The sequence below is a fragment of the Bradyrhizobium sp. SMVTL-02 genome, assembly GCF_051853005.1.
GTDB lineage: Bacteria > Pseudomonadota > Alphaproteobacteria > Rhizobiales > Xanthobacteraceae > Bradyrhizobium.
Window position 1 is genome coordinate 7,132,251 of sequence record NZ_CP182469.1, and the last position, 24,591, is coordinate 7,156,841.

General features: G+C 63.8%; 22 protein-coding genes, 1 tRNA gene and 2 pseudogenes. 9 read left to right on the forward strand and 16 right to left on the reverse strand.

What is annotated here, in order from left to right; translation table 11 throughout:
• Position 1: 1 nt before the first annotated feature.
• Positions 2-1,179 (forward strand): IS3 family transposase gene (locus ACNJYB_RS34160; protein ID WP_439368046.1). Its coding sequence is split into 2 segments (ribosomal slippage): positions 2-299 and positions 299-1,179, totalling 1,179 coding nucleotides; the frame shifts between segments, so codons are not numbered across the junction.
• Here ACNJYB_RS34160 and ACNJYB_RS34165 read toward each other — a convergent pair.
• From ACNJYB_RS34165 to ACNJYB_RS34180, 4 genes are all read right to left on the reverse strand, one after another.
• Positions 1,165-2,856 carry a DUF3631 domain-containing protein gene (locus tag ACNJYB_RS34165; protein WP_439370970.1) on the reverse strand — a complete coding sequence of 564 codons (1,692 nt, stop codon included), beginning with the start codon at positions 2,854-2,856 and terminating at the stop codon, positions 1,165-1,167. The two genes, ACNJYB_RS34160 and ACNJYB_RS34165, sit on opposite strands and share 15 nt — an antisense overlap.
• Before the next feature lie 678 nt (positions 2,857-3,534).
• Positions 3,535-3,933, reverse strand: a complete 399-nt coding sequence (locus ACNJYB_RS34170) for a hypothetical protein (RefSeq protein WP_439370971.1) — start codon at positions 3,931-3,933, stop codon at positions 3,535-3,537.
• Positions 3,934-4,242: 309 nt separating this feature from the next.
• Positions 4,243-4,317 (reverse strand) — tRNA-Glu (locus ACNJYB_RS34175).
• Between the two features lie 156 nt (positions 4,318-4,473).
• On the reverse strand, positions 4,474-4,818 hold the full coding sequence (locus tag ACNJYB_RS34180) for a hypothetical protein (RefSeq protein ID WP_439370972.1): 345 nt from the start codon (positions 4,816-4,818) through the stop codon (positions 4,474-4,476).
• Between ACNJYB_RS34180 and ACNJYB_RS34185 the strand changes: the two genes are divergently transcribed.
• From ACNJYB_RS34185 to ACNJYB_RS34195, 3 genes are all read left to right on the forward strand, one after another.
• Positions 4,817-5,839 (forward strand): RluA family pseudouridine synthase, encoded by a 1,023-nt coding sequence (locus ACNJYB_RS34185; RefSeq protein WP_439370974.1) that lies wholly within the window; start codon positions 4,817-4,819, stop codon positions 5,837-5,839. The genes ACNJYB_RS34180 and ACNJYB_RS34185 overlap by 2 nt on opposite strands.
• A 217-nt stretch (positions 5,840-6,056) precedes the next feature.
• Complete coding sequence (rpoH, locus tag ACNJYB_RS34190; protein WP_157328162.1) at positions 6,057-6,956, forward strand: RNA polymerase sigma factor RpoH; 900 nt, start codon at positions 6,057-6,059, stop codon at positions 6,954-6,956.
• Between the two features lie 182 nt (positions 6,957-7,138).
• Positions 7,139-7,480, forward strand: coding sequence for a hypothetical protein (locus tag ACNJYB_RS34195; protein ID WP_439370976.1), 342 nt, complete (start codon positions 7,139-7,141; stop codon positions 7,478-7,480).
• A gap of 161 nt (positions 7,481-7,641) precedes the next feature.
• Here the strand turns inward: ACNJYB_RS34195 and ACNJYB_RS34200 are convergent, their stop codons facing one another.
• The 4 genes and pseudogenes from ACNJYB_RS34200 to ACNJYB_RS34215 form a co-directional block, all read right to left on the reverse strand.
• The gene (locus ACNJYB_RS34200) at positions 7,642-8,265 is read right to left on the reverse strand and encodes a peptidoglycan recognition protein family protein (protein WP_439370977.1); all 624 of its coding nucleotides are present in this window, start codon (positions 8,263-8,265) and stop codon (positions 7,642-7,644) included.
• A gap of 35 nt (positions 8,266-8,300) precedes the next feature.
• Positions 8,301-9,512, reverse strand: coding sequence for a GGDEF domain-containing protein (locus ACNJYB_RS34205; protein WP_439370979.1), 1,212 nt, complete (start codon positions 9,510-9,512; stop codon positions 8,301-8,303).
• Positions 9,513-10,295: 783 nt separating this feature from the next.
• Positions 10,296-10,867: pseudogene (locus ACNJYB_RS34210) on the reverse strand (LysE family translocator).
• A gap of 57 nt (positions 10,868-10,924) precedes the next feature.
• Complete coding sequence (locus ACNJYB_RS34215) at positions 10,925-11,299, reverse strand: response regulator (RefSeq protein WP_439370980.1); 375 nt, start codon at positions 11,297-11,299, stop codon at positions 10,925-10,927.
• A 121-nt stretch (positions 11,300-11,420) separates the two neighbouring features.
• On the opposite strand from ACNJYB_RS34215, the pseudogene ACNJYB_RS34220 reads away from it, so the two are divergent.
• A pseudogene (locus ACNJYB_RS34220) lies at positions 11,421-11,991 on the forward strand (SDR family NAD(P)-dependent oxidoreductase).
• A 44-nt stretch (positions 11,992-12,035) separates the two neighbouring features.
• On the opposite strand, the gene ACNJYB_RS34225 reads toward ACNJYB_RS34220, so the two are convergent.
• The gene (locus tag ACNJYB_RS34225) at positions 12,036-12,842 is read right to left on the reverse strand and encodes a lytic murein transglycosylase (RefSeq protein ID WP_439370981.1); all 807 of its coding nucleotides are present in this window, start codon (positions 12,840-12,842) and stop codon (positions 12,036-12,038) included.
• 258 nt (positions 12,843-13,100) lie between these two features.
• Between ACNJYB_RS34225 and ACNJYB_RS34230 the strand changes: the two genes are divergently transcribed.
• Positions 13,101-13,442 (forward strand): hypothetical protein, encoded by a 342-nt coding sequence (locus ACNJYB_RS34230; protein WP_439375713.1) that lies wholly within the window; start codon positions 13,101-13,103, stop codon positions 13,440-13,442.
• A 504-nt stretch (positions 13,443-13,946) separates the two neighbouring features.
• Complete coding sequence (locus ACNJYB_RS34235) at positions 13,947-14,183, forward strand: hypothetical protein (RefSeq protein WP_211413203.1); 237 nt, start codon at positions 13,947-13,949, stop codon at positions 14,181-14,183.
• A 215-nt stretch (positions 14,184-14,398) separates the two neighbouring features.
• Here ACNJYB_RS34235 and rpoD read toward each other — a convergent pair whose 3' ends face one another.
• Positions 14,399-16,552, reverse strand: coding sequence for an RNA polymerase sigma factor RpoD (rpoD, locus tag ACNJYB_RS34240; RefSeq protein ID WP_439370983.1), 2,154 nt, complete (start codon positions 16,550-16,552; stop codon positions 14,399-14,401).
• 374 nt (positions 16,553-16,926) lie between these two features.
• Positions 16,927-18,936, reverse strand: a complete 2,010-nt coding sequence (gene dnaG, locus ACNJYB_RS34245; protein WP_439370984.1) for a DNA primase — start codon at positions 18,934-18,936, stop codon at positions 16,927-16,929.
• A 151-nt stretch (positions 18,937-19,087) separates the two neighbouring features.
• Between dnaG and ACNJYB_RS34250 the strand changes: the two genes are divergently transcribed.
• Positions 19,088-19,651 carry a chlorite dismutase family protein gene (locus tag ACNJYB_RS34250; protein WP_439370985.1) on the forward strand — a complete coding sequence of 188 codons (564 nt, stop codon included), beginning with the start codon at positions 19,088-19,090 and terminating at the stop codon, positions 19,649-19,651.
• Positions 19,652-19,853: 202 nt separating this feature from the next.
• Here the strand turns inward: ACNJYB_RS34250 and ACNJYB_RS34255 are convergent, their stop codons facing one another.
• The 3 genes from ACNJYB_RS34255 to ACNJYB_RS34265 all read right to left on the reverse strand — a co-directional run bounded on the left by ACNJYB_RS34255 (position 19,854) and on the right by ACNJYB_RS34265 (position 22,160).
• Positions 19,854-20,252, reverse strand: a complete 399-nt coding sequence (locus ACNJYB_RS34255) for a gamma-glutamylcyclotransferase family protein (RefSeq protein WP_439370986.1) — start codon at positions 20,250-20,252, stop codon at positions 19,854-19,856.
• Positions 20,253-20,418: 166 nt separating this feature from the next.
• Positions 20,419-21,249 (reverse strand): transglutaminase-like domain-containing protein, encoded by an 831-nt coding sequence (locus tag ACNJYB_RS34260; protein ID WP_439370988.1) that lies wholly within the window; start codon positions 21,247-21,249, stop codon positions 20,419-20,421.
• Entirely contained in the window at positions 21,249-22,160 is a 912-nt protein-coding gene (locus tag ACNJYB_RS34265; RefSeq protein WP_439370990.1) for a transglutaminase family protein, read from the reverse strand. The genes ACNJYB_RS34260 and ACNJYB_RS34265 overlap by 1 nt, the downstream gene beginning before the upstream one ends.
• A gap of 91 nt (positions 22,161-22,251) precedes the next feature.
• Between ACNJYB_RS34265 and ACNJYB_RS34270 the strand changes: the two genes are divergently transcribed.
• Positions 22,252-23,055 carry an N-formylglutamate amidohydrolase gene (locus ACNJYB_RS34270; RefSeq protein WP_439370991.1) on the forward strand — a complete coding sequence of 268 codons (804 nt, stop codon included), beginning with the start codon at positions 22,252-22,254 and terminating at the stop codon, positions 23,053-23,055.
• Positions 23,056-23,102: 47 nt separating this feature from the next.
• On the opposite strand, the gene ACNJYB_RS34275 is transcribed toward ACNJYB_RS34270, so the two are convergent.
• Entirely contained in the window at positions 23,103-23,723 is a 621-nt protein-coding gene (locus tag ACNJYB_RS34275; protein ID WP_212341692.1) for a LysE family translocator, read from the reverse strand.
• Positions 23,724-24,057: 334 nt separating this feature from the next.
• The gene (locus tag ACNJYB_RS34280) at positions 24,058-24,591 is read right to left on the reverse strand and encodes a hypothetical protein (RefSeq protein WP_439370993.1); all 534 of its coding nucleotides are present in this window, start codon (positions 24,589-24,591) and stop codon (positions 24,058-24,060) included.

The following is a 24,591-nucleotide window of genomic DNA, read 5'->3' on the forward strand; positions in this document are numbered from 1 at the left end:
GATGGAAGGACGTCAACGTCGCTCGTTTACCGATGACTACAAGCGGCAAGCGGTTGATCTCGTAGCGTCTAGCGGTCGCTCGATCGGCTCGGTTGCCAAGGAACTTGGCTTGCGTGATTCCGTGCTACGGCGGTGGGTGGAGCAGCGAGGGGCCCGGCTGGAGCCGACGGCGGCGGCGCGGCGCCCCGCAACGCAGGCGACGCTGCCGTCGGCGGACCACGCGGCGGAGATCGCTCGTCTGCAGCGCGAGAACGACCGGCTGCGCATGGAGCGCGATATTTTAAAAAAGTCCATTGCGATCTTTGCTGGAGTTCAGAAATGAGATTTCGCTTCATCGAAGATCGCCGCGCCGACTATCCAGTGACGATCATGTGCGACGTGCTTGGCGTCTCGCCTGCTGGATATTACGCCTGGCGAGCGCGCCCTGAGAGCCAGCAGGCCATTGCCAACCGTGAGCTCGTCGACGACATCAAGCGGGTTCATCGCGACACAAACGGCCGCTACGGCAGCCCGCGCATCCATGCCGAGCTGAGAGCCCAAGGCCGTGGAGCGAGCCGTGGTCGCATCGAGCGGTTGATGCGTCGTCACGGTATCAGAGCCATCATGGCGAGGCCGCGACGGGTGCGCACCACCGACAGCCGTCACGATTTCCCGATCGCGGCGAACTTGCTCGAGCGCAACTTCGTCGCCGCCGCGCCGAACCGCATCTGGCTCGCCGACATCACCTATGTCCAGACTGATCAGGGCTGGCTCTATCTGGCCACGGTCATGGACCTCTACAGCCGCAAGATCGTCGGCTGGGCGATGGCGGATCATTTGCGCGCCGAGCTGCCTCTGGCGGCGTTGCGGATGGCAATCGCGGCGCAGCGGCCAAATGCCGGCCTGATCCACCATTCCGATCGCGGCGTTCAATATGCCTCGGCGGATTATCGCAAGCTGATGCAAGCCACCGGCCTCAGAGCCTCGATGAGCCGCAAGGGCGACTGCTATGACAATGCCCCGATGGAGAGCTTCTTTCACACGCTCAAGACGGAGCTCGTTCACCACCGGCACTATGAAACGCGGGCAGAAGCCACACGGGATCTCTTTGCCTATATCGAGGGCTTCTACAATCGAGTTCGCCGTCACTCCGCCATCGGCTTTATCAGCCCGATCGAGATGGAGCTAAAAGCAGCTTAACCCTGTCCATTTTTTCGGTGGAGGATCAGACTCCTCTTTGGGCGCTTCTCGCCGCAGCCAACGTTCAAAGATCTCCTTTTCGAAGAAGTCCTGAGCGCGATAGCCACCGCGCCGCCGCGCACCGACCAGATGGCTCTTAATGTGCAGCCGCCGAAGCAGAGCGCTTATATCCCACTGGTTCACGCGCTTGCCATTATAGTTGCACCATTCGGACGTTGGCTCATTGGTCAGGCGCCGGACCAGCTCTTCGCTCTCAATGTACTTGCGCATTTCCACGGCAAAGACGACCCAAAGTTCGTGCAGCAGGCGTTCCAGCCAGCTGGGTTCGCGCTCCTCACGCAACAGCCGATCCAGGGCATTGCGTGCCATCCCGGCCCACTCATCGCCGGCCAGTTCTGCGACAGCCAACAACAATTTTGCATTCGCTTTTGGGCGGTTCACAAGGCCAGCAGGAAATAACGGTGTCGCGCTCTTCAGCGCGTCGATGTTGTCCGTGGCCCAGCGCGCCAGCTTGCACTTTAAGATTTTGAACTGCTCGAGCAGTTCAAGGTTGTGGGGGTCGACTTCAACAAGCTCTTCCCCCGGCAATGGCCGGGTAAGTTCGATCAAAAGGCAGCGCGTCAGCAGGGGCTCCGGGATGTTAGTGCCGATAAGTGTGACCGCCTTGGGACAGAACACATCGAATGCGACCGATTTTCCACCAATCTCGCGCCTGACTGGAATATCGCGCGTCCAGCCAAACAGGAAAACGTCCGTGACGTCGGCCTTGCAACTGGATCGACTGGCGAACAATGTATCGACGTTGTCGAACAGCATCGACGGTTGCTCACGGTCGGCCAAGCGGAAGATGCTGGCCGGCGTCGGGTTGCTGCCATATGCAGCGGGCCTCGGCACCAGCCGCCTGATTACGTCGATCAGCAAGGTAGTCTTGCCGCAATCCTTGTCGGGCGCAGTGATAACCAGATAAACGGACCAATGTGCGATCGGGTGAACCCAGGCCATCATCACCCATAGCGCGGTGGCCAACACCTCGTGCGGCTTTGCCGCGACATGAGTGCTGATGCGGGCAATTAGCTCCTCCAGCACCGTCGCCGTGCTGACGGACTCACCCCACGGCTCGACGCCCCATTCCGACATGCTGCTGTGCTTTTCTGCTTCAGCTTCAGCTTCGCAATAAGCGGTGAACTCCGCAGTGAGTGCACCAACATCCTCATCGAATTTCTTTGCCAGTTCAGCGATCTTGCCGTCGTGCTGGTCGATCGGGAGCTTGATGATGTCGGCGAACGCCCTTGGTTTTTCCTTCGCCTTCCTGGTAGCGAGCTCCTCGGCGTACATCTTTTCGCGAAACCGTTGCGCTTCAGTTTTGCGCAGCCGTTCGGCGCGCTGCTCTTCGAGCTTTTGCCGCGCCAATTGCTTTGCTTCTTCCGCCTCGCGCTCATCACGGATCGCTTGGCTCATGGATGTGAGGGCATTCACCAGTGCCGCGAGCGTCATGTCGGTCATGCCCAAAGCACCCAAGGCCTGCAACATCAGCTCGTAGCGTAGCGGCTGAGAGAGTTGAAATGCGCGGTCGACCGCGGCCAGGTCGGCAAGGCGTTCAGCCTCGGCCCTGATTTTGGCTTCGGCCTTGCTGCTATGTTCAATCTCGGGGAATTTGATGATTTTGTCGTCGGCCATGAGAACCCTCCCGCGCCGAGATGGGTTCTCAAAAAGCACGAGACCGCCATCGGCGCAAAACTGTTGCGCAAGGCGGCCTACCGTTGACGTTCACGACGTTGAACGCACCGCATTGCGCGGTGCCGGGGGCCGGTAGTTCAAGGCTTACCCTAAAGGGCAGCAGGGGTATGGTTCTATCGGTGCTGGCGCTCGTGAAATGCGCGGCTGGACCGTATGTGTAGGCGGTGTTGAAACGCAGTGCAAGGCACAGCAATGAACAATTACGGACATACAGTCGTAAGATGCACATCCATACTAAGTGGTAGCTTGAGTGAGAGGTTGAGAGGCTGGCGGTCGAACTTCGGGCCTATCCAACAAATCCGGAACAACTCGGGAATCGGAAAAGCGATGGGACATCGATTTCTGGACTTGCCGACCTCTCAACCTCTCGCCCCGCCCCAATGATTTTTGCCTTGGTTGTTGGTTATCTGGTTTGCAATCCATCTTCTGCTTTGCAGAAATGTTGCGATCAGACAACCAGCACCCCCCGGGGGCGCAGGACGTCCACGGTTGTTCAGGAAGGTGTTCTAGCTCCTGCCTGCGAAGTTGATTGATGCCGAGCGTCAGCTCAAGATCAGCAATCCCTATTACAAGCACATTTCGACATCATAGGAGCGCAGACGGCAGCAGCCCAAATCCTCATTCATCATCACGGCAGATCCCAATGACGTTGGATCCCCGCCGCGGCGTCTTCTGCAGGTACTGACCAACAGGACTCCGCCGTCTACTGAAATGTTTCGGCGAACGCGCCGCGATTTGACCGGCCATCGAAGCCAACTCGCGCCGCCGCTCGGCTTCAAGCTGGGCGGCCCCGCTCCGAGCGAACTCGGCCATCCGCTCGCGCCAGGCGGTACGCGCTTCGGCAGTGATGCGAATGATTCTTGTGCCGGGCACGACCCGTTCCTCAGGCCCCAGACCGCGCCGTCGCAGCGAATAGTAGGTTGATTTAGAAAGAGACTCGGCGCGGCAGAACTGCGAGACCGTGAGCGCAGAGTCGACGTGCGACACCTGTAGTGCAGGATTGCTGATTTTCGACATCGAGACCGCCTCCTGGCCGAGGGGTCTCAAAAGCATGAGGCCGCCCCGGCGCAAATCGTGTTTGCGCTTGGCGGTCCTCGTTGACGTTCACGACGTTGGACGCACCGCATTGCGCGGTGCCGGGGGCCGGTAGTTCAAGGCGACCCTAAAGGGCGCAGGGTATGGTACTCTCGGTGCTGGCGCTCGTGACTGCGCCGCATTAGTACCTTAGCGCAACCCTCAGACATTCGCAAACAACACGCACCGCCCGCGATGTTTGGTCGATGTTTGGTTTGCCGAAATTTTTGGAAGCTAAGTGCTTGATTTTATTGGCGCTCCCTAGGGGAATCGAACCCCTGTTTCAGCCTTGAGAGGGCCGCGTCCTAACCGCTAGACGAAGGGAGCGTGAGGGACAGGACATAGCCGCGAATTTTGCCGGCGGCAAGGTGAGATTCACGCGGTTCAGATGGCCTTTTCAACCGTCGTCCTGGCCTAGGGCGCAATCGCGCACGGGAGCTACAACCAACCCGTTCCCCCGAATGGTGATGGTCAAGGCCGCTCTCACGGCTCGTTGGCGAATTTCAGCTTTCCGGCCGGCCTCAAGGTGTGGGCGTCGAAAGTGCGGATCTCGGTGACCCCGCCGATATCGAGCGTGATCACCAGGCGGCCGCCGGCGACCCCGGTCGCGATGATTTTGGCGCCCTTGGGCAGGGTGGCGATGACGTCGCCGGCGGCTTCGACCGCCCTTCCCTCCGACTTGAAAAGGCGGTAGCCCACCGCGATCAGCACGGCGCAGATCGCCAGCGCCGTGGTCAACCCCGCGATCAGCATCATCCGCCGCACCCGCGCGAACAGCGCGGCCTGCTCGGGACTCGGTTCGGGAAGAGCGGTATCAGACGTCGTCATGGAAAGTCTTGGCCCTAAAAGTCTTGGCTCTGCGCAAAGGTTGGAGGTTGTCGTCGCCGGCGACGAGGGCTCGCCCCGGCTCGACCGCGTGCTGGCGGCGCACCTCACGGACCTGTCGCGATCGCGGCTGAAAGCCCTGATTTTGGCGGGCGCGGTGAGCCTGAAGGCCACCGCGATCCGCGACCCCGCTTATCACGTCGCATCCGGCGATACGATCATAATCGACGTGCCGGAGGCGGCGCCCGCCGAGCCGAAAGGCGAGGATATCGCGCTCGATATCGTGTTCGAGGACGACGACATCATCGTCATCAACAAGCCCAGGGGCCTGGTCGTTCACCCCGCGGCCGGCCACGAGACCGGCACGCTGGTGAACGCGCTGATCGCCCATTGTGGCGCCTCGCTGTCGGGCATCGGCGGGGTGCGCCGGCCCGGCATCGTGCACCGGCTGGACAAGGACACCACAGGGCTGATGGTGGTCGCCAAGAACGACCTCGCCCATGCCTTCCTGTCCGCCCAGTTCGCCGACCACGGCCGCACCGGCGCGATGCGGCGTGGCTACATGGCCTTTGCATGGGGCGTGCCGAACCGGCACCGCGGCACCGTCGATGCGCCGATCGACCGCCACCCGCACGCCCGCGAGAAGATGGCGGTGCGGCAGGGCGGCCGCGAGGCAGTCACCCATTGGGAGATCCTGGAGAGCTTTGCCGGGCGCGACGGCAAGCCGGTCGCCGCCCTGCTGGCTTGCGAGCTCGAGACCGGGCGCACCCATCAGATCCGCGTCCATCTCGCCCATATCGGCCACCCGCTCATGGGCGACGCAGTCTATGGCCCGCATTTCAAGACCAAGGCCCACCAGCTCGGGCCGGAATCGCGAGGAACTCTAACCGCGCTGGGGCGCCAAGCCCTGCACGCTTATCTTCTGGTATTGCAGCACCCCAGAACCGGAGAATTACTCCACTGGGAGGCGTCTCTCCCGGAGGATTTGCTTCTCTTGGAAAGCGCGCTGAAAGCGGCGCAATGACGCAGGCCGTTTAAGAAAGTCGTTACATTACAAAAAGTTATAGCTGCCACACGGGGACGTGACGTCAGCAATCCTTCCCTTTTCGCCCCCCGATGGGGTATATTGCGCCTGCGTTGGAAATGACCCACGCGGAACATCGCAGCCCGGCCGGCTTTGACACAGCGGTCGTCTGCCTGGCCCGCCGCTATCGGGGGCCTGAACCTTTGGAGGGCGCACTATGGCCCGTACCGCTGCTTTGCCGGTCCTCAATGGAGAATCCGGCCTTTCTCGCTACCTTGCCGAGATCCGCAAGTTCCCTATGCTGGAACCTCAGCAGGAATACATGCTCGCCAAGCGTTGGCGCGAGCATGACGATCGCGACGCGGCGCACCAACTCGTCACCAGCCATCTTCGCCTCGTGGCCAAGATCGCCATGGGCTATCGCGGCTACGGCCTGCCGATCTCCGAGGTCGTCTCGGAAGGCAATGTCGGCCTGATGCAGGCGGTGAAGCGTTTCGAACCCGAGAAGGGGTTTCGTCTCGCCACGTACGCGATGTGGTGGATCAAGGCGTCGATTCAAGAGTACATCCTGCGTTCCTGGTCGCTCGTGAAGATGGGCACCACCGCGAACCAGAAGAAGCTGTTCTTCAACCTGCGCAAGGCGAAGAGCAAGATCAACGCGCTGGACGAAGGCGATCTCCGCCCCGACCAGGTCGCGACCATTGCCAAGCGCCTGGGCGTGACGGACCAGGACGTGATCGACATGAACCGCCGCCTCGGTGGCGACGCGTCGCTCAACGCACCGATCCGTGACGACGGCGAAGCCGGCGAATGGCAGGACTGGCTGGTCGACAACACGCCCAACCAGGAAGCCATGATGGCGGAGCACGAGGAGTATGATCACCGCCGGGACGCGCTGAACGGCGCCATGGGCGTGCTCAACCCGCGCGAACGCCGCATCTTCGAGGCCCGTCGCCTCGCCGATGAGCCGATGACGCTGGAAGATCTTGCCGCCGAGTTCGGCGTGTCGCGCGAGCGCGTCCGCCAGATCGAGGTCCGCGCCTTCGAGAAGGTGCAGTCTGCGGTCAAGGGCACGATCGCAAGGCAGGAACAGGCCGCGCTGGAAGCCGCGCATTAAGCGGGCTTGCGCGGCAAGAGATTGGCGGATCGAAAGAGACGAAAAGCCGGCGGTGACGCCGGCTTTTTTGTTGGGTGTGGGCTTCGACATGTTTCGCGGGGATCCTGCGGGGCCCATGAACGCTTGCGACGGGTCGCCCGACAAACTCTTGCCGGGCCGAATCCAAAGAACGGACACGCGCCGTGTCGATCATCCTGCAATCCACAGTCGGCGGCTTCGAAGCCCAGTTCATGCGCAAGCTGCCACTGGTCGAGCAGGCGATGCGCGAGCACGGGCTCGAGCCGTCCGAATTCGTGATCTCGAAGGACTATGCCTCGACCGCGACAGTGCCGTTCGTGGGGCCGTTCTTCTACGATTACAGCGTGTTCTTCGGCGACGAGAAATTCACCGTCACCGAGCCGAACGACATGGTGTTCCTGGACTACTTCTTCAAACGCGTGCTGGCCGCCGACGGGCCGCCGGAATTGCCGAAGCGGCCGGGCCTGATCCGGCGGCTGTTCCGCTGGATGGCGCAGCCGGTGTGATCTTCCCCTCTCCCCTTGCGGGAGAGGGTGGTGAGGGGTCTCTATCCGCACGTACTGATGTGCGATTGTTCGCGGAGAGAGCCCCCTCATCCGGCGCTTCGCGCCACCTTCTCCCACAAGGGGAGAAGGGAAGAACGCACCGCCATTACGAAGACAACTTTCTACTCCCCCCAAGTCCGGGCCAGCGTCGCGAGCCAACAGCCTTCGCAATAGCGCGCGTCCTTGTAGTCGATCCAGTTGTGCGCATAGACGTGATCAAGCGGGATGTCGTAGCGCGCGCGCAGCACCTTCACGAGGATCTTCCACGCCGCGACCTGCGCCTCGGTCGGTCCCGTCGCGACATCAGGATAGTTGCCGGCGAACTCGACGCCGATCGAATTGTCACGCACGACCTGACGATAGGTCGGCCGGTTGTCGATGTACTTGTTGTCGTTGCGGTTGGCGCCGTCGCCGTGGGTCGGCACCAGGTTCTCGGCGACCGCCCAATAGACCGTGCCATCGGTCTCCACCCACACCGTGACGCCGCGGCGCCTCGGGTTCTTCGATTGCTCCACGGCGCCGCCGCGCGCCGAGCCCGCCGGCCCCTCGGTCTGGTGCACGATGATGTTGCGCCAGGGATGGGCGCTGCGGACATCGCCCCACGGCGCGAGCCAGACCATCTTGAGGCCGGGAATGTCGGGCGTGCCGGAGGCGCGCGCGATCTTCGCGAGCTCGGCGTCGGTTGCGGCGGCGGGCGTGATCAGGAGAGCGGCGAGAATGACCGCGAGCAGGCGAGGCATCATCATGCAGGTCCACTAACGGACCCAGATCGTAACAGGCTTTACGCGAATGTGCGCTCGCTCTCGGCCGGTCCGATCGGCTCCGGCGAAAGCGGCGGGGCCGGATCGTAGACCGCGAAATCGTTCTTGCCGTTCTTCTTGGCGGCATAGAGGGCGTGGTCGGCATGCGCGATGAGGCGGTCCGGGAATTGGCCGATGCCGCGGTCCCATTCGGCGACGCCGATCGAGATCGTGATCGGGATCTCCTTGGCCGTGCAGGTGGCGGCATCCTGGCGACAGACCTCGAGCACGCGGCGGGCGATCGCCGCAGCCTCGCGCAGGGACGACGACGGCAGCACCACGCAAAACTCGTCGCCGCCGGTTCGGGCGAGCATGTCGCCCGGCCGCAAGCGCGTTTGCGCCATCAGGGTGAAGTGCCGCAGGCAATCGTCGCCCGCGGCGTGGCCGTGGGTGTCGTTAATGGTCTTGAAGCCGTCGAGGTCGATCACCAGCAGCGAGAACGGCTCGCCGCTGCGCTCCGAGCGGGCGCATTCCTCGGACAGGCGCTGCAACAGATGGCGCCGGTTGGCGACGCCGGTGAGATCGTCGAGCAGCGCGAGGTCAGCGACCTCGCCCCGCAGCCGGTCCATCGCCATCAGCAGGAAGCCGAAATTGAGCGTCATCGACAGGAACAGCAGTCCCAGCACCATGACGGCGTGGTTCTGACCGCCCGCGATGGCCGAGAAATCATAGCCGAGCAAATTGCCCACGACGCGCATGCAGAACGTAGCGACCAAGGCGATGATGACAATGCCGGACAGCCGGGCTCCCGGGCTGACTCGCTCTTCCGGCGGCGACAGCAACAGATGCAGCGAGCGCAACAACGGCAGGGACTGCCCGAGCGTGTAGCAGAGCATCCGCAGCGGCATGTGATCGAAACCGAACTTGAAGAAAGCGACTGCACCCAGGCTCAGGGCGCTCGCCGCGACCATGAACCGCCAGGATACTGGCCGATGATAGAAGCGCTGGATGCCCATTGCGGCGAAGCAGCTCGCCGCGATGATGCCGGCACCGCCGATCAGAAGCGGCACAGCAGACATGACCAAGAGGCCAATCAGGGCAACCACCGCGCCGGCCGCGCCGACGAAGGCCGATGCCATCCAGAACCGAGCGGCCGCGAATTTCGGATAGGAGCGCGCGACGTAGGCCCAGATCAGGCCGAGCGCGAGAAAGTTGACGACGAAGACCGTCCAGAGTGTCGGTACGTTCAGCATGGCGAGCGCCGCGCGCACAGCATCGCGTCCCCCATTCCTGGCAGCCGTCCGTCCATGACCCATCCCCGTCTTCTTGCGGGGAACAATGCGCGGACTGCGCTTAACGGAGTCTCACCGAGATCCTTCAAAGCGCGCCTTTGGTTTTGGATTCATGAACGGCGCGGTCGCGTTGTCGGATCGTTAGGCATGTCGCCGCGGTCCCGCCGCGTCCCTGTCACAACGCGCTCGATGCGGATTCGCGGGCAAAAATCACCCGAAAATGCATCTGAGTTGTGGATAACGCGATGACACGGATGTGACAGCACAGGGCAGAGCCCTGCGAATCTGCTGAGTTTATGGTCGAGGATATTGCGAGGCTGGCCCTCCGCCGAGCATCCCTCGTGTCGCGTTCAACCATTTAACCCCTAAGAGGATACTATGGCTAAGAAAGCGAAGAAGGCGGCGAAGAAGAAGGCGAAAAAGGCCAAGAAGGCGAAGAAGAAGTAACGAGGCTTCTTTTTCTTTGCCCGGGTGGAGCCTCGCTCCGCCCGGGCGTCGGGACCGATTGGTTCGAAGGTGGCGGGCGCAAGGCTCGCTTTTTTATTGGGCGGCGTGTAGCGCCCGCTCAGCTTCTCGCTCCCTCTCCCCGTTCTTACGGGGAGAGGGTGGGGTGAGGGGCCTCTCTTCCCAGCGCGATTGTCGATGGACCTGTACCCCCTCACCCGGATTGCATCTACAATGCAATCCGACCTCTCCCTGCAAACGGGGAGAGGTGAAGGAAGCAGCGGGGACAAGGTGAAGAGCCTACCTTTCCGCGAACGCCAGCTTGGCGCCGAGTGCGGCAAAGCCCGCGGCAAAGCTGCGGCGCAGCCACGCCATGACGCGCGGGCGGGAGATCACGCGCTCGCGCACCTAGGCGGCGCACAGGCCATAAATGGCGAACACCACAAAGGTCATCGCCATGAAGGCGCCGCTCAAATCGAGCATCTGCGCCAGCACATGAGCCTCGTCCGCCGCGATGAACTGCGGCAGGAAAGCGAGGAAGAAGATCGACAGTTTTGGATTGAGGATGTTGATCAGGAAGCCGGTGACGACGACCCGGCCGCTCGACCGCTCGCGGATCTCGCGGACATATAGAGCAGATAGAGCACCCCGCCCCATTTCAGCGCGGCGAAGGCGAGCGCGCTGGTATGGAGCACGGCGGCAAGCCCGAGCATGGCAGCACACATGTGCGGCACGATCCCGAGCGTGCAGCCGAAAGCGGCCGCGACACTGGCGCGCGATCCGCGGGTCAGTGCCGCCGCCAGCGTATAAAGCACGCCGGTGCCGGGGGAGGCGACCACGATGAGCGAGGTGAGCAGGAAGGACCAGGACATGAGCGGGCCTTACCAGTCCGCCTCACGCCAGGAAAGTCGGCTGGCGCGAACCGGCCGTCAGGACAGCTGCGCGATCTCGGCCTCGCGCAGCACGTCGAGCGGTGCCCACGGCTTGGCCCAGAATTTCGCGCCGTCAGGCAAGGGCTGCTTCAAGGGACGACCGGAGGTGACGACGACGTCGAGCTTCGGATTGCGGTCCTTGGCAACATACGCAAGCTCGACGCCGTTCATGCGGCCTGCAAGCTGTACGTCGGTCAGCATCAGGCGTAGCGCACCGGCCTTCTTGTCCAGCACGCGTTCGGCAGCTTCGGCACTCTCGCACTGAATAACCTGATAGCCGCTCTCTTCGAGCAGGACACACAGCATCTCGCGCTGCATGACGTCGTCTTCAACAATGAGCGCTGTCGCGCCAAACGGCTGTGCTTGTCCCATCGACGGCTCCTGATGCCTGCGTCGGTAACGTATGTTAAAAACAACGAGCGGCTATGGTTCGGTTTCGTTTCAAAAAAAGTAAGCCGTGGTTCCATGGTCGGGGACTTGACGTGGGGAGATCATGACTGCGATTCGCGGCGCCGCCGCCATTACGGGAGCCGCAAGCGGCATCGGCCGCGCGCTGGCTATTGAGCTCGCCCGGCGCGGCTGCGACCTCGCGCTTGCCGACCGCGACGAGGCCGGGCTGAAATCGCTCACCGCCGAGCTCGGCACGAGCCGCAAGATCAGCCTGCATCGAGTCGATGTCGGCGAGGCGAGCGACATCGCGCGGTTCGCCAGCGAGGCGACCATGGCGCATTCGTCGCTCGGCATCGTCGTCAACAATGCCGGCGTGGCGCTGCTGGGGACGGCATCCCGGCGGCATCGCCACGTCCATCGCGCGCAATTCCCGCACCGGCGTCGGCGTCACCGACAATGCGCGCCGCTCGCAGTTGATCGAGCGGTTCGAAACCGCGGCGAAGACTACGCCAAAGGACGCTGCGCTACGCATCATCAAGGGCATCGAGAAGAACGAGCCCCGCATCCTGATCGGCAACGACGCAAGGTTCATGGACCTGTTGCAGCGCTTCCGCCCGGGGACGTATTGGGCGCCACTGCAGCGCAGGTTGGAGAAGATGGCGAAGGGGACGTGAACGTCGCCTGCTCTTCCACCCTGCCCCGGAGGGGGACGGTGAAGTCACTGCCCCGCCAGCCTGTCCGCGAAATACCCGATGGTCTTGCGGTAGACCACCGCCCTGTTCCACTCGCGCATCGCCTCGAAATTGGCGGTGCCTTCGCCGTAGGGCTGCCCCATCTTGAAGCCGCTCGTGTGCAAGAGGTTCGCGGTCGAGGCGAGCACGTCGGGGACGCTGTGGCGGAGATCGACATGGCCGTCGCCGTCGAAATCGACGCCGTACTTGATGTAGGACGACGGCAGGAACTGGGTCTGGCCGATCTCGCCGGCATAGGCGCCGATCAGGTCGCGCAGCGGCAGGTCGCCGCGCTGCACGATCTTGAGCGCGGCGAGCAGTTCGCCCTGGAACAGGTCGGTGCGGCGGCAGTCATGCGCGAGGGTCGCCAGCGTGCGGATCACCGGCAGCTTGCCCATGTCGCCCTTGCCGAAATCGCTCTCCAGCCCCCAGATCGCGACCAGGATGTAACGGGGCACGCCGAACTGCTGCTCGATGCGCGAGAGCAGCGCGGCGTGACGCTGCAGCAGCGCCCTGCCGCCATTGATGCGGCCCGGGCCGACGCGGGTCGAGACATACTGCTCAAAGCTCTTGTTGAAGGTGTAGCGCTGGCGCCGGTCGAAGGCGAGCACGGCCCCGTCCTGGGTGATGCCGCTGAATGCCGCGCTGGTGACGTTTCCCGAGACGCCGGCGCTTTGCGCTTCCGAGGCCATGGCGGCAATGAAGCTGTTGAAGTCGCCGCCGCAGCGCGCGGCCTGCGCCGAGCCGCCGGCCAAACCAAAGAAGCAGGCGGCGGCCAGAGCGTATCTCAACATGTCGAGCGATCCCCCAAGATCCCGGTGCGAAGCAGGGTGCGATCATGCCCGGGAAAGCCGCCAGCGTCAAAGCGGCACGCTTGATCCGCATCAACGTGTCTGGTGCCCTGCTTTCTAGACCGGCGGGGAGCGCCGTCCGGGAGAAGTGCCAATGACGACAGGATGCGCATGCGCATCATGGCTCGCAACGTCGTCGCGCCCCGGAATGACGGACGAGGCAACTTCCTTTATGATGTCGGCGCTTGTGTAGGAGGTGCCATGCCTGACAATCATCGACCTCGACCAACCCGCCTCCTGCGCGTCCCGCTGTTCCGCCTGCTCGCCATCAACCTCGCGATCGGCGCCTGCGCAGCAGTGCTGCTCGTCGGCGGGCTGCTATGGCTCAACCCCGGTCATCTGCGCGAGCTGATCTTCGCCGACCGCACACCCGGCATCGCGCTTGTTCTGCTGCTCGCCTCCTTCTTCGTCACCTTCGGTTCCGCCGCGATGGGCAGTGCGATCATGGCGCAGGAACGCAAACAAGATGTCGGTGGGCGCAACGGCGGCCACGGCTCGCGACTCGCCGTTCAGGACGTGACGCGGCGCCCGCGGCCAAGATAAACCTCTGCAGCGATGGAACTCGCCCTCGCGCGAGGAACCGCGTGTCTGCACGCAGACGGGAACGTGCGGCGGAGCGCAATTCTCTACAGGCGTCCAACGCCCGCTGCATCGCCAGAACAGCAATATGAACAAAGTGCTTCGATAACCCAAACAATTGCTTCGACGTGCATCGGAACTTAACTTCACGGTCACCGCATATCCGCTGAGCTCGCCGCGACACCAGCGCTCTGTCGATTTGACTTGCCAAGGCATGGCAAAAGGTATATTCTTCTATTTCAGGTTGTAGCCCTGCCAGCCCCGGGCGACGCTGAAGACCAAAATAAACGGCGGGCTTTGCGCCCGCCGTTTATTGAGGGTTCGCACCGGACCTTCGAAAAGCGCGTGGCGCTTCCATTCCAACATCTCGCCGATCGATGGCGCCGAGCGCTCCGCAAGACCACGGCTGCATGCCCGACAACCGCCAGAGTCATTTGACTGCGGCGCCCTGATCGACGACAAGCCGCCATGGCCAAGAAACCCGGAACCAATCCCAAAGGCGAATTCGCCTTCTTCAACGTCGTCTATGAAGACGGCTCCCAGCGGTCCAACCGCCGCGTGCCCGCCGAACTGCTCGGCGGCCTCGACGGCGATGAACCCGCCCGCAGCTTCATCATGGAGCAGGACCGCGAGATCGCGGAGAAATCGGGACGACCGCCGCTGGCGATTAAAAGCCTCGACCGGGTGGGAGCGAAGAAGAAATAGGCCGACCTTGGCAGGCGCTCACCAGCCCCGGCAGCTTGTTGCGCTGCCAGTCGATGCCGGCGTCACAGACCCGGCAGCAGACGGTGAGGTGGGGCCGATGATCCAGAATCACGGCAGCAAATCGATTGGCCTGAAAATCGCTTCAAGCAAAAACGGCGAGCTTTCGGCCCGCCGTTTTCGTTTGCATGGATGCCCCGGGGGCATGACGATCCGGATCAGTTATCCAGGAACGACCGCAGCTTCCGGCTCCTTGACGGATGCTTCAGCTTGCGCAGCGCCTTGGCTTCGATCTGGCGGATACGTTCGCGCGTCACCGAGAACTGCTGGCCGACTTCTTCCAGCGTGTGGTCGGTGTTCATGCCGATGCCGAAGCGCATGCGCAGGACGCGCTCTTCGCGCGGCGTCAGCGAGGCGAGCACGCGCGTGGTGGTCTCGCGCAGGTTCGACTGGATGGCGGCGTCGATGGGCAGGATCGCGTTCTTGTCCTCGATGAAATCGCCGAGATGTGAATCCTCTTCGTCACCGACGGGGGTCTCGAGCGACAAGGGCTCCTTGGCGATCTTGAGGACCTTGCGGACCTTCTCGAGGGGCATGCCGAGCTTCTCGGCGAGTTCTTCCGGGGTCGGCTCGCGGCCGATCTCGTTGAGCATCTGGCGGCTCGTGCGCACGATCTTGTTGATCGTCTCGATCATGTGCACGGGGATGCGGATGGTGCGCGCCTGGTCGGCGATCGAGCGGGTGATCGCCTGCCGGATCCACCACGTGGCGTAGGTCGAGAACTTGTAGCCGCGGCGATACTCGAACTTGTCCACCGCCTTCATCAGGCCGATGTTGCCTTCCTGGATCAGGTCGAGGAATTGCAGGCCGCGGTTGGTGTACTTCTTGGCGATCGAGATCACGAGACGGAGGTTGGCTTCCACCATCTCCTTCTTGGCCTGACGGGCCTCGCGCTCGCCCTTCTGCACGGAGTGCACGATCTTGCGGAACTCGACGATCTCGAGACCGGTGAGCGCGGCGAGCTGATGCACCTCGTGACGAAGGTCCTTGATGCGATCCTTCTCGTGGTGGACGAAGTTCTTCCAGCCTTTTGCGGAAAGTTTCGAGACACGGTTGAGCCAGCGCGGATCGAGCTCCGAGCCGGTGTAGTTGCGCAGGAAGTCCTCGCGCGCGACGCCGTGGCTGTCGGCAAGGCGCATCAGGCGACCCTCGTGCGAGACGAGGCGCTTGTTGATGTCGTAGAGCTGCTCGACGAGCGAATCGATGCGCGCCTGGTTGAGGCGCAGCGACTTCACCTCGACGATGATCTCGTCCTTGAGCTTGCGGTACTTGCGTTCCTGGTGCGGCGACAGCGAGGGCCCGTGCGAGGTGCTCTCGAGCTGGTTCTGGATGTCCTGCTCCTGGAGCTTGCGCAGCTTCTTGTAGCTCTCGGCGATCTTGTCGAAGATCTCGACGACCTTCGGCTTGAGCTCGGCCTCGATCGCCGCGAGCGACATCTGGTTCTCGAACTCGTCGTCCTCGTCCATGTCGGCTTCGGCGGCGGCCTCGCCCGGATCCTTCTCGGCTTCGCCGTTGCCGGCGGCGGGCGCGGCGCGGAACGGGGTCGGCGACGGCGGAGCTGCGGGCGGCGCGACATGGGCGGGCGCAGCGGCGGATGCGGTGGCTTCACCGCCCTCGGCCGTGGCTTCGCCGCCTTCGGCAGCGGGGCCGCCGATCATCGCGGTGTTCATGCCGCCCTTGGCCTCGGGACCGGCATAGGTCGCTTCGAGATCGATGATGTCGCGAAGGAAGATTTTTCCTTCGTTGAGCTCGTCGCGCCAGATGATGATGGCCTGGAAGGTCAGCGGGCTTTCGCACAGGCCTGCGATCATCGCCTCGCGGCCGGCCTCGATGCGCTTGGCGATCGCGATTTCGCCTTCGCGGGAGAGCAGCTCGACCGTGCCCATCTCGCGCAGATACATGCGCACGGGATCGTCGGTGCGCTCGCCCGGCTCGCTCTTCTTGACCTCGGTGACGGCCTTCTGGGTGACCTCGACGAGCTCGTTGTCGGTCTCGTCCTCGCCGCCCTCGTCCTTGTCCTCCTCGCCTTCGCTATCGTCGGCTTCGGTGACGTTGATGCCCATGTCCGAGAGCATCGACATGATGTCCTCGATCTGTTCGGGCGAGGTCTGGTCGGACGGCAAGACTTCGTTGAGCTGATCGAAGGTCACGAAGCCACGCTTCTTGGCCTGCTTGATCATCTTCTTCACTGCCGCGTCGGACAGGTCGAGCAAGGGCGACGGCGCGTCCTGGGAATCCTTCTCGGGAGCATCCGCTGCCTTGTCGTCTTTTTCCTTGTCCTTCGCCTGCAGCGTCTTTGCCTTGGTGGCCATCCATTGCTCCTAAACGCGCTTCATGCGAGACGTTCGCCGCGCCCGCGTGAATTCCTTGAACCTGTTGCTCGACGCTCTCGCTTCGGCAGCTCTCGACACGGAAAGGGCGGCGCACACGTCTCTCGCCACCCCCAACTCTCTCTCGCCGGATTTGCCTAACGCTTCGTGAGCCTCTTTGTCGCGGCGGATGCAGGTGTAGTGCCAACAGCTATTGCGCGGATTCATTCCTGACGCGTCTGTTCTGCCTGCGGCCGCCTCTGGGCCAAAGTGCTACAAGACCGTTAAGCCTCGATTAACCCTGTTTTTGCCGCCAAACCTTGGATTTGGCGAGTCTTTTAGCGGTTCCGGCCACGACCGTCCGCATGATTCTTTCGTCACACGCTCTTCTGCACCCGACCCGACAGTTCGCCAAAACCCTCGATCAGGGCCTCGGTACCGTCGACTTCGGCCATCCGAGCCTTGACGTCACGCAGCCATGCCAAATTGGCCTCGCTGGGGTCCTCCCCCAAGGCCAGCTCGGCGTCCTTCAGCTCTCTAAGTAGTGAATGCCATTGCCGATGCAAGGCGACCAGCTGATGCCAGGTGGCAAGAACGTCGTCCCGTGCCGCCCCCTCGCGGGCGCCCCACACCGCCGCGGTGGTAATGGCGCTCTCAACTCTTTGAAGGACTTGAGAAAATCCACCCTTTGCGAGGTCGCCGCGCATCTTCTCGGCCTGCTCCTCGGGGTCCGGCGAGTGGTAATGGTCGTTGACGAAGGCGCTGATAATGCCGGCCCGGAGCTTGTGGGCCTCGGGATGGGCCAGCTCCAGGGCGGCCACCTCCTCCAGGTGCTCATGCAGCAGCCAGGGGTGGTTGATCAGGCTTTGCAGGATCAAAGCCTCCCGGCGGGAAATGGCACTTCTCTGTCCGCGCATGATAGGGCTTGCCGCCAGCTGCGGGCTCGCCGCCTGGTAGGGGCCGGAGGGCAGCAGGGTCGGGCCCGGCAGGCCGCGGCGCCCGCCGCCGAATCCCTGGCCGGCGAATCGATTCGCGCCGCCCCCGCCCCGCGGCTGGAACGGACGGCCGCCGCCGGGGCGGAAATTGCCGCGACCACCAAAGCCGCCGCGCCCGCCTTCGGGAGCGAAGGTGCGCTGCAGCCGCTCGACGAAGTCGTCGCGGTAGTAGCGCCGCACCACCTCGTCGCGGATGCCGTTCGTGAGCTCCTTGATGCGCGCCTCCAACGCGGCGCGGCGCTCGGGCGTGGCGAAATTGCCGCCTTCGAGCTCGCGCGACCAGAGCATGTCGGCGAGCGGACGTGCCGCCGCAATCACCTCTTCCATCGCGCCACGGCCGCCGGAGCGCACGAGATCGTCGGGGTCCTGCCCTTCCGGCAGCAGGGCAAAGCGCAGGCTCTTGCCCGGTGCCAGGAAGGGCAGCGCGAGATCGGCGGCACGATAGGCCGCCTTCTGTCCGGCGCGGTCGCCGTCGAAGCAGAGGATCGGCTCGTCCGCCATCTTCCAGAGCAGCGCGAGCTGGCTTTCGGTCAGCGCAGTGCCGAGCGGCGCCACCGCACCCGCAAAGCCCGCGGTGACCATGGCGATGACGTCGACATAGCCTTCGACCACGATCAGCGCGCCGCCGTCATGGGTGGCTTTGCGCGCCGTCTGGTGGTTGTAGAGATTGTCACCCTTGTGGAAGAGCGGCGTCTCCGGCGAGTTCAGGTATTTTGCCGGAACGTCCTTCTCCAGCGCGCGCCCGCCGAAGGCGATGACGCGGCCGCGCAAGTCCGTGATCGGAAACATCACGCGATCGCGGAAGCGGTCGTAAGGAACGGGAATGTCGTTGCCGGCCACCAAGAGGCCGGTCTCGACCATGTCGTCGACGGAGATTCCGAGCTTGCCGAGATGCTCCTTCAGCGCGAAGCGATCGGGCGAGGCATAGCCGAGACGGAATTGCAATTGCGTCGCCGGCGAGATGGCGCGGTCGGCGAGATAGCCACGCGCTTTAGCACCGACGCGCGAGGCCAGCGTCTCCGCAAAATACTTGGCGGCGAGATCCATGACGTCATGCAGCGAGCGGCGCCGCTGCTCCTCGCGCGCCGCGTTGGGCGTCACCGCCGGCAGCGGCAGGCCGGCCATGTTCGCGAGCCGCTCGACGGCCTCGGCGAACGGCAGGCCGTCGGTCTCCATCACGAAATTGATGATGTCGCCGTGCTTGCCGGAGGAGAAGTCGTGGTAAAAGCCCTTCTGGTCGTTGACGTAGAAGGACGGCGTCTTCTCCTGCTGGAACGGCGACAGCCCCTTCCACTCCCGACCCGCCTTCTTCAGCTTGACGCGCTTGCCCACGACTTCGGAAACCGAAAGCCGGGCACGAAGCTCGTCGAGGAATTGGGGCGTGAAGCGCATGGGATCTGTGTAGCGCGAACTGGGGTGAGTCGGGCGAAGATCAGGGTTATAGGCGTAGCTTGCCCAATAGTCAGGTTTAGGCGGGTTATCCGGGTTATTCGACCTATGCACAGGCCTTGAACCCCGCCCGGTTCCACGCTTCCATACCCCCATGTTCAGGACCTTTCGAGGTGGCCACAGTGGGGGCTGGCGCGTCACCTCGATTTCACCGGTGACTGGCGAGCCCCTGCCCTTCATGCCGGCGCTGTCGGTGACCGACAGCGACGCGGTCTCGTTGCCGCTTGTGCCCTCGCGCAATGCCTGGCGGCTGGTCGGCGTTGCCAGCACCTTGCGCTACACCGAGCGGCCCGAGAAGCAGCAGCTCGTGGCCGTGCAAGCCGGGCTCGGCCGCCCTGAGGCCACCAGCGCAGCGCTGATCCCGATCCGCAAATCGCAGGCCTGGTGGGACCTGACCCAGGAAGAGCGGCGCAAGATCTTCGAGGACAAATCGCACCACATCGCCGGCAGTCTTCGTTTCCTGCCCGCAATCGCGCGCCAGCTCTATCACTGCCGCGACCTCGGCGAGCCGTTCGACTTCCTGACCTGGTTCGAGTTCGCCCCCGCGGATGCCTCGTTGTTCGAGGAGCTGGTGGCGATGCTGAGGCAAACCGAGGAATGGAGCTATGTCGAGCGCGAGGTCGACGTGCGCGCGGTGAAGGAGGTGCTGTCGGCGTAGGGCGAACTGCCGCCGCGATGGAGGTCTATTCCCTCGCCCCGTTCTGACGGGCCCGCGACGAGCTTCACTCGCGCTGGCAGGCTTCTGGTGAGGGGCTCTCTCCGCGCGTGAGATCATCGAGAGACCTGTACCCCTCACCCGGATCGCAAGAGCGATCCGACCTCTCCCCGCAAGCGGGGGGAGGTGAAGTCCACATTCGTGATCAGTGGTCGAGAAACCGTCCCGACTCGATGCGGGGCAGATCCGTGACGGGCCAGTTGTAGATATAGGTCCACGCCTTCTCGGTCGTGCCGTCAGGCAGCGTCACCTCGATCAGCTCGCGCAGATATTCGGTCGGCTCGGGAAAGCCTTCGCCGCAGGCTTCATACATGTCGAGCTCGCGCAGCAGCTCGTCGGCTACGCGCAGCTGGAAGAGCTCGCCATGGACGAGGTCGGAGGACGCGTCCGAGCGCAGCAATCCCGGATAATGCTTGATGAGGAACAGCTTGCCACGGCAGGTTGCCTCGCCGATGAAGTCCGCGTGCTGCGCAAGCAGCCGCGCCATCGGATGGTCGAAGTCGCGCATCAGGGTGCCGTAGACGAACAGGCGGTTGGAGGTCATGACGGGGTCTATAGCCGGCCATGAGATGGAATGACAGCGCTATACGTTGGGGAAGCATCGTGCCCGCCACCGTCATTGCGAGGAGCTCTTGCGAGGAAGCAATTCAGACCGTCGTTGCGGAAACGGACTGGATTGCTTCGCTCGCAATGACGGATTGGAGCACCCCTCACCCCGCCGTCGCCACAGCCGCGCCGACTACCTCCTCGCTCACCACTTCGAACTTCCTCAGCTCCATCCGGCCAAAGCTCGTCGACAGCGCGACATCGGCGGCGTCCCGCCCCGTGGCCATCAGGATGCGGCCGATGCGGGGGGTGTTGTGGCGGGCGTCGAAAGTGAACCATCGGCCCGAGAGCCAGACCTGAAACCAGCCGGAGAAATCCATCGGGAACGGTTCGGGCGGGATGCCGATATCGCCCATGTAGCCGGTGCAGTAGCGCGCGGGGATGCCCATGCAGCGGCAGAGCGCGACGGCCAGATGCGCGAAGTCGCGGCAGACGCCGGTCTTCTGCTCGTAGACGTCGTGCGCCGACTTCATGTGATGGGCGTGCTCGTACCCGAAGGTGACATGCCGATGCACGAACGCGGTGATGGCAGAGACGCGCTGCCAGCCCGGCTCGGTCTTGCCGAACAGCGACCAGGCGATGTCGGTGAGCTTGTCGGTCTCGCAATAGCGGCTCGGCATCAGATAGAGCAGCAGTTCGTTCGGCAGCTCCTCGATCGGGATCTGCTGTGCATCCGGCATCACCTCGTCGGGCAGGCCGCTGTCGCGCACCAGCGCGCTACCTTTCAGCGTCACGCCGCCGGCCGGCGCCATGAGGCGGCCGCACACATTGCCGAAGCCGTCGTGATAGAAGCGGATGGGAACGTCGGGCTCGGCAACCACCGTCTCCCGGCCGATGATGTCGGCCTGTCGCGAGGGGTGCATGTTCAGCATGATCACCATCGGTGTCGGCTGCAGCGCCGCGTAGGTGATCTCGAAGCCGACCTTGATCTCCATCACGGAACCTCTGCGTCCATCTCTTCGTCGCTGTCTTGGTCGTCGGAGACCACCTTGATGTTCACTTCCATCTCGTCGAAGGCGTCCTCGGAGCCGATATAGACGCCGTGCAGCGGGATCGCCTGGCGCGGGTCGCGGGCGACCGCGACGCGGATGAGGTCTCGGGTGCCGACGATACCGTTGGTCGGATCGAACTCGATCCACCCTGCGCTCGGCAGATAGACCTGCACCCAGGCATGGGTCGAGCCGCCGCCGACATGGCGTTCCGCGATGTCCTCTGGCACGAAGATGTAGCCGGAGACGAAGCGCGCGGCGATGCCGAACTGGCGCAGCGCCTCGATCATGAACAGCGCATAGTCCCGGCAGGTTCCCGTGCCCGACTGCAAGGTGTCGAGCGGATGCTGCGTGCCGGGCTCGTGACGCTTGCGGTACCTGAACTGCTCGCCGATCGCGTGCGTCATGCCGCTCAGGATCTTGAAGGTCGGCGTCGGGGCCTCCTCGTCGAGGAAGCCGCGCGCCCATTCTCCGATCTCCCCGTCGGGATCGGCATATTGCGGCGTGATGTACTGGACGAGATCGGCGAACTCCTCGTCGTCATAGACGAACGGATAAAAATAGGCGGCATCGTCCGCGGTCAACGCGAACTCGTCGACCGGATTGTGCTCGACTGTGACGTGCCAGTCGAAGGTCAGATGATCCGCGCGCTCGTCGAAACTGGCGATCGCGACCGAGTTGCCAAACACATCGTGGATCCAGCGCAGCGACATCGGCTCGGGCGAGATCTCGAGCCTCGAGTCGAGCACGCGCAAATCATGCCCGTCGCGCGGACGCAGCATGATGCGGTGTTCGCCGAACGCCACCGGGCGGTTGTAGCGATATTCGGTCTTGTGATGAATCGTCAGCAGCGGCATCGTCCGACCATCATGGTGATTTTGGGTAGGCCAATCTATACCGATTCCTGCCCAATTTTCGGGGTGACTGCATCTTCCATAGGCAATCAGGATGGCTTTAGACACAGCCGGCACGACCGATCAACTGCTCGGCGAGAGTGACATTCCGTCAGTGCATGAGGTGAATGCAGAAGGCACATCGCCCTTCCTGCTCACCGCGGATCACTACGGACGCGCATTGCCGCGCGCGCTCGGCGATCTCGGCATTCCCGAGAGCGAGCTCGTCAGGCACATCGGCTGGGACATCGGCATCGCCGGCGTCGCCGAGCGCCTCGCCAGGATGCTCGATGCGCACCTGATCGCGCAGCGCTATTCGCGGCTCGTGATCGACTGTAACCGTCCGCCCGGCGCTGCGAGCTCGATCCCCGTGATATCGGAGGCAACCACGATCCCCCGCAACGAGGCCATCTCCGATGCCGAGCGCGCGGCGCGGCGGCGCGAGATCTTCGAGCCCTATCACCATCGCATCGACACGACGATCGGCCGGCGCCTGCACGACAAGCGCCCGACCGTGCTGGTGTCGCTGCACAGCTTCACGCCCGTCTATGCCGGCGTCGCGCGGCCCTGGCACATCGGCGCACTGTACAATCGCGACACCGTGCTGCCGCGGCTGCTGCTGAAGCATCTTCGCCGCGAGAGCGATCTCGTCGTCGGTGACAACGAGCCCTATGCGGTGAGCGACCTCACCGACTACACCATCCCCGTGCACGGCGAAGCCCGCGGCCTCGTCAACACCGGCATCGAGATCCGCCAGGATCTGATCGCGGACCAGTCCGGCCAGCAGCAATGGGCGGAGCGGCTGGCAGGGCTCTTTGCGGAAATCGAGGTGGAGCTGCGGGCGGAGAGGTTGGCGTAGCCAGCCAAGCCGACCGTGCGCTCCCTCCCCCGCTTGCCGGAGAGGGTTCATTTGGCCCTGGTCAGCGCCAGCCAGATGCCGCCGCCGATCATGAAGCCGCCGGAGATGCGCGACATCAACCGCGTGCGGCGGGCCGAGAAGAATTTCCGGGCGCGACCCGCTGCGATGGCGTAGAGCGCGTCCGTCATCACGGCGGTGACCATGAAGGTCGCGCCGAGCAGCGCGACTTGCGGAAAGTGCGGCTGACTCATGTCCATGAACTGCGGGATGAAGGCACCGAAGAACACCAGCACCTTCGGGTTCGACAGCAGCACCAGGAAACCTTGCAGGAAAAACCCGCCGCGCGGCGGCGGAGGCGGTGCGTCGACATCGACGCCCTCGACCGGCGCCCAGATCAGCCTGATGCCGAGCCAGACCAGATAGGCGGCACCTGCAAAGCGTACCCAGTCGAACCAGTAGCCCATGGTCGCCATCAGCGAGGTCAGGCCGATCGCGACGATGCCGATGACGATGGCGAGACCCGCTTGCGCGCCGGCCACGTTCGTGAGCGCCGCACGCGTGCCATGACGCAGCCCGTTGGCGATGACGAGGGTCACGATCGGACCGGGCAGCAACGCCAGCGCAATGCACGCGGCGACGAAGGCGAGGTAGGCTTGCATGGACATCATGGGCGGGACTCGGCTGGCGGCGGATTTGAAGTATTAATGCATGGGATGGGCGGGAACGGAAGCTCTTCTCCCTCTCCCCGTTCTTACGGGGCCGCGACGAGTTCGGCTCGCGCTGAGAGGACCGGGGTGAGGGGCTGCCTCCGCGAAGGCGAGGGCAGAGGGATCGACACTGTCCGCTCCCCCGTCATTGCGAGCGAAGCAAAGCAATCCAGAGTCCCTCCGCAGAAAGATTCTGGATTGCTTCGCTTCGCTCGCAATGACGGGGTGGGGAAAGCTGACGTAAGATCAACCAATTGAATTCGCGGATGCTCCCCTCACCCGGAAGAGCAGCGCCTCACCTTCCGTCCAGCGCCGCTGCCATCCATCGCTTCATCTCCTGCGTCTCCAGAAGCTCCAGCGCCGCGCTCTGCACGGCGTTCGCCTCGCCCGCGCCTTGCGCTACTGCGACGAGCAGATCGCAGCGGCGCGACAGCGCGAGGCCGGCGGCGGCGTGGCGGGCGCCGCCGGGCATGTCGAGCTCGTAGTGCCTGATGCGGCCCGGCATGGCGGCTATGCCCACGGCGTGACCAGGTGCGACGGGGGCAAAGCGCGGACTGATCAGGTCGATGTCGGTGACGCGGTCGACCTCCTCGTCATCGGCAATGCCGATATCGCAATTGCAGAAGCCGCGCTTGGCGCGGACATAGAGCTCGTCGCCATCGCATCCGCCCGCGGTACAGCGGAACGCGCGGCCCGCGGGCCAGCCATCGCGGGGAAACGGCCACGCGATCTCCTGCCATCGGCCGCCGCGCTCGGTCCCATCGGCATGCACGCCCGCAACCGCACCGAGAGCGATCGCCGCGGCCGCGATGATCATCGCGCGCCGCAT